Here is a 4041-nt window from a genome sequence, read left to right on the forward strand (position 1 = left end):
TGTAATAATAGCAATGTTGATGTTATTTATTAAAATAGTTGTCCCTATACATAACATATACATCTATTAAATAAAAATATGTATTTTTTTCTGTAACATACATGAATAAACGCAAATAGTATATAAATAATAGACATGGCAAAACTTAGCTTAACAAAAACAGCTTTTACAACAGGCAACTACTATAAATCGATGAATGAAGCTTTAAAATCCATTAATGGGGATTATCATATGCTCCATTATCCCTTTTATAAGGACATGGATGATAGTTTCAGTCAGGCCCAGAAAAATTTAATAGAGTATTGTATCGAAAAGTTTTCGCTACTAAAGGACAAAGATCTGCTAGATATTGGTTGTGGAAATGGTGTTGTTGCGCTGTATGTGTCTGACAATCATCCAATTAATAGCGTAACAGGTGTAGACTTAAATGCCAATAACGTAAAAATTGCCAATGAAGAGAAGAAAAAAAGAAATAAAAACAATGTCAATTTCCTGGAAGGAGATGCACAGAATTTATCGCATATTGAAAGCAATAGCATTGATATCATCATAAATATTGAAAGCGCTTTTCATTATCCCCACAAAGACTTATTTATCGATGAAATACATAGAATTTTAAAACCCGGAGGACAGTTTATCATAGCTGATATATTAACCACAAAAAAAGAAAGTACACTCCTCAAGAGTTGGAAAAGAAAAATGAACTTTCATCATTGGTCTTTTGATAAATACCAGGATGCATTCAACCGCTCCCACTTGAACTTATGCGAGCATGATGACATAACTGACAAAGTAATTCTGGGTTTTAAAATGTACAAGAACTATTTCAACAAGTTCAGCAAAAATGGCCATTTACGCAATCCGATTTTAAAACTATTCTTTATTATCAATGTAAAACTTAATATACGATTACTAAAAAGGAAAAGGAGATATTACATTTTCCTTGGTGAAAAATAGCTCTTTCAGTGCAACAAGCTCCTTTTTATGTGAACTTAAGGAACAAAATGAAGTCATAGCAAACAGGTGGCGAAAATAGGAATGGTACACCTCAGCGTTTATTCCACCAGAGGTGCCAATCAAATGCCTGCCAGCCCTGAGCATATCGAGGTAAGATTGTCTAAATAAACAACGCTTTATTAGCGCCTGGATGTTATCGGCTGTCTATTCTTCACGAATTTAACATTGAGCAAGAATTATGATGCCAACTGATTTCGAGTCTCGAAGAATTACTATAGCGTTCTGCCCTATAATGGGTATGGCTACAAGGAGGCCCAAGAAATCTTTGGTGTCGTGTAATACAATTGTGGCCAATCATTCCGGAAACAAATGTTTTGGCCCCTTAACGACTAACTGCGTCAATTATAATGGCAGTATAAATCCGCCATTTGGCAAGCAAAGACCTTTACTTCCTGGCTTGAGGAGGGGCGCAGGCTATCATCTTATCAAATAACGGAGTTTTTGCAATGTATTTCATCCGATCAAACCCTCTCCCCTTCTGCTCAATTTTGATAATCCCGAAGTACGATAAAAAACGGTCGAATGTACGTAACGAATAGCAATTGGCAGCGTACTCCTCCGCCGTGGTGTAACCAGGAACCAGATCTTCCAGAAGATAAGGAAAAGCTTTGAAGTATTTTTCTGCATAGAAGCTGTTCAAACGGTTTACTTCACCATATTTTGCCAACAAAATCAGGGTAAAGCCAAATCCTTTCTGACCCATCCCATTATCCTCATAAGCATCGAAATAAGCCCAATTAAACTTTGTGGCAAACACCTCAAAAAGCTGCCGTAAAAGCTTATCATCATCAGCAATAAGCTTTTCGCCCGATTTTGTCAAACTCAGCACTCCTTTTCGCTTCTTGGCAATACCTGATATCTCCAGAAGAATGTGGGTAAGATGTACACTCAGTGAGTCGGTTTCTTTATATAGCTTAGAGATCTTACTCTCAATAGAGTCGTCTTTAATAAAGCCCTGTCCATAAAGATCAGCTACAATTTTGGTTGGCAGAAACCCTTTATTTGTGAGCTTGATCTGGCCTTTTTCCTGAAGTAGTTTTGCAAGATACTTGATTTGGTTAAGAAGAGGAACCTTGTCGTAATCGGTTTTCGACAACTGCTTCATTTGCAAAGGGCTTGATTCACTAAAAGTGTGATAAAGGATTTGCTTCATCTCATTTGGCGAGTATCCTTGAAAATCGGCAATTCCCCGATTATTTTGTTCCTGCATCTGCTGATTTACTAAACGCTGTAATTCTTCAAAATCCATATCCTAACATTTAATTATAATACTATTGTATAGCAGACCATTGAAAATGCTGCTTTAACAAACCTGCTTTCAGCAAAGCTACAATTTTGTTACGCAACAAAAAAGTATGTGAAAGGCTGAATTTTCTGATGCAAACTGAGTGCTATGACGTACCTGGGTAAGGCTACTTTTTTGGGGCGATATTTATTGTACCATCTCTGGCGTAGAGGCTTCTGTTAATTGATCCAATTAAAATTTCCGCACATTCTGAATCTTCAGCCCGCCTGTTTAATGATGATATAAAAAGCTATACGCTAAAGCATCACAATTAAAAAAACACTGATTTCCTATGACTTACCAATAAAAAGGAAGCAGTTTTTTTACCAGTAATAAAACAACTTCAACACAGAAAATAGAGATAAACCAGGGATCGTAAAACAATAAAAAGAGCTGTGTGTTAAACAAGCAACAATAACTTAAAAAAGAAAATTATGAGCATACACAAATCATCAGCCAAATGGCATGGCAATTTACCTGAAGGAAATGGAACAATGATAGTGGGCGGAGGCGCCTGGGAAGGCAACTTTTCATTCAAGTCGCGCTTTGAAGACGGTAAAGGAACGAGCCCCGAGGAGCTTATTGCCGCCGCACACTCAGGCTGTTTTTCAATGGCTTTTTCGCACGCCCTGCACGAAGCCGGGTTTAAGCCCATATCAGTGGAAACGGAAGCCGCTGCCAAGTTGGAGCAGGTTGACGGCGGATTTGCCATTACCGAGATAAAACTAACTTCCAAAGGTAAAGCTGAAGGCGTTGACGAAAAGAAATTTAAAGAGATAGCCATGGAGGCAAAGGACAACTGTCCTGTTTCGCAGGCACTCAAAGGTGTTAAAATAACACTCGACATTACAATGCTCGATTAAATTGCTTAGAGAAGCATCAGATTAAATAAAAAAACTGTGGGCTGAACTCAATAATATGCGGGTTCAGCCCGCTTTTATTTTTTTTTGTGGGGGGGATATTGCTACTGCAGACCGAAAACATCCCAAATACCTTAAAGCATCCTGATTTTAGTTGAATTACAAGAACGTCAAATTTAAAGCAGCTATCTACATACAACTGCTAACTCAAAATGGATTGGGAGGGGTTCCAAACACTACAAATTCGGCTAAAACGACCAATAATCCAAAAGAAAAGAGTTTCCACGAAGTGGTGGATGAAAACACACGCTGATTCTGATAGTGGAAAAAATGCGCCCACCAATTTCCCATAAAGGCAATCAAAAAAGAGACGATAATGCCAAACAGGGCCAAGCCACCCCACATCATAATCTGGTCAGCATTGTGAAGCAAATTGTAAACAAAAATAATAAGCATGTAAGGAACGATACCTCCTGCAATGATTCTTATTCTAACTGATAATGGTGTTCTGTTGTTCAAGCCTGCATGCTGTTGCAAATGTGACCAAAATAAAAATGAGAGTGCGAAATACAGGGCACCAATACTCACCACAAAAAAGGTATTAAAACCCACATACACCAGACTTCCCCCGTCACCAAAATGCAGAAGAGCTCCTAACAACAAATAGATGCCATTTATAAGAAAGGCACAGGCTGCCAATAATTTACTTAAGAACATAAACAAAGGCGCCTTCACTTTCTTGAGCATGATAAGAGGCAGCAGTGCAAATATTTGCCCAAAGGTAACACCTCCCCAAAGCACAAATACATTGAGATTTTTGCTTGCTGCCCAACTCCACGAAAATGGGTTCAATACAAATTCAATCATTTGCTCGTCCAC

4 protein-coding genes are annotated in these 4041 nt (G+C 38.0%); 2 read left to right on the plus strand and 2 right to left on the minus strand.

Annotated features, from left to right (window positions below):
• Positions 1-135: 135 nt before the first annotated feature.
• Positions 136-957, plus strand: coding sequence for a class I SAM-dependent methyltransferase (locus VJ937_RS06030; RefSeq protein WP_324065988.1), 822 nt, complete (start codon positions 136-138; stop codon positions 955-957).
• Between the two features lie 445 nt (positions 958-1402).
• Here the strand turns inward: VJ937_RS06030 and VJ937_RS06035 are convergent, their stop codons facing one another.
• Positions 1403-2266: a hypothetical protein gene (locus tag VJ937_RS06035; RefSeq protein WP_324065989.1), complete on the minus strand. Its 864-nt coding sequence runs from the start codon at positions 2264-2266 to the stop codon at positions 1403-1405.
• Between the two features lie 470 nt (positions 2267-2736).
• Between VJ937_RS06035 and VJ937_RS06040 the strand changes: the two genes are divergently transcribed.
• Positions 2737-3165 carry an OsmC family protein gene (locus VJ937_RS06040; RefSeq protein ID WP_324065990.1) on the plus strand — a complete coding sequence of 143 codons (429 nt, stop codon included), beginning with the start codon at positions 2737-2739 and terminating at the stop codon, positions 3163-3165.
• Positions 3166-3369: 204 nt separating this feature from the next.
• Here the strand turns inward: VJ937_RS06040 and VJ937_RS06045 are convergent.
• Positions 3370-4041 (minus strand): hypothetical protein (locus VJ937_RS06045; RefSeq protein ID WP_324065991.1); only part of this gene is annotated, 672 nt, incomplete at its 5' end.

It is taken from the genome of Salinivirga sp., from assembly GCF_035268865.1.
Lineage (GTDB): Bacteria > Bacteroidota > Bacteroidia > Bacteroidales > Salinivirgaceae > Salinivirga.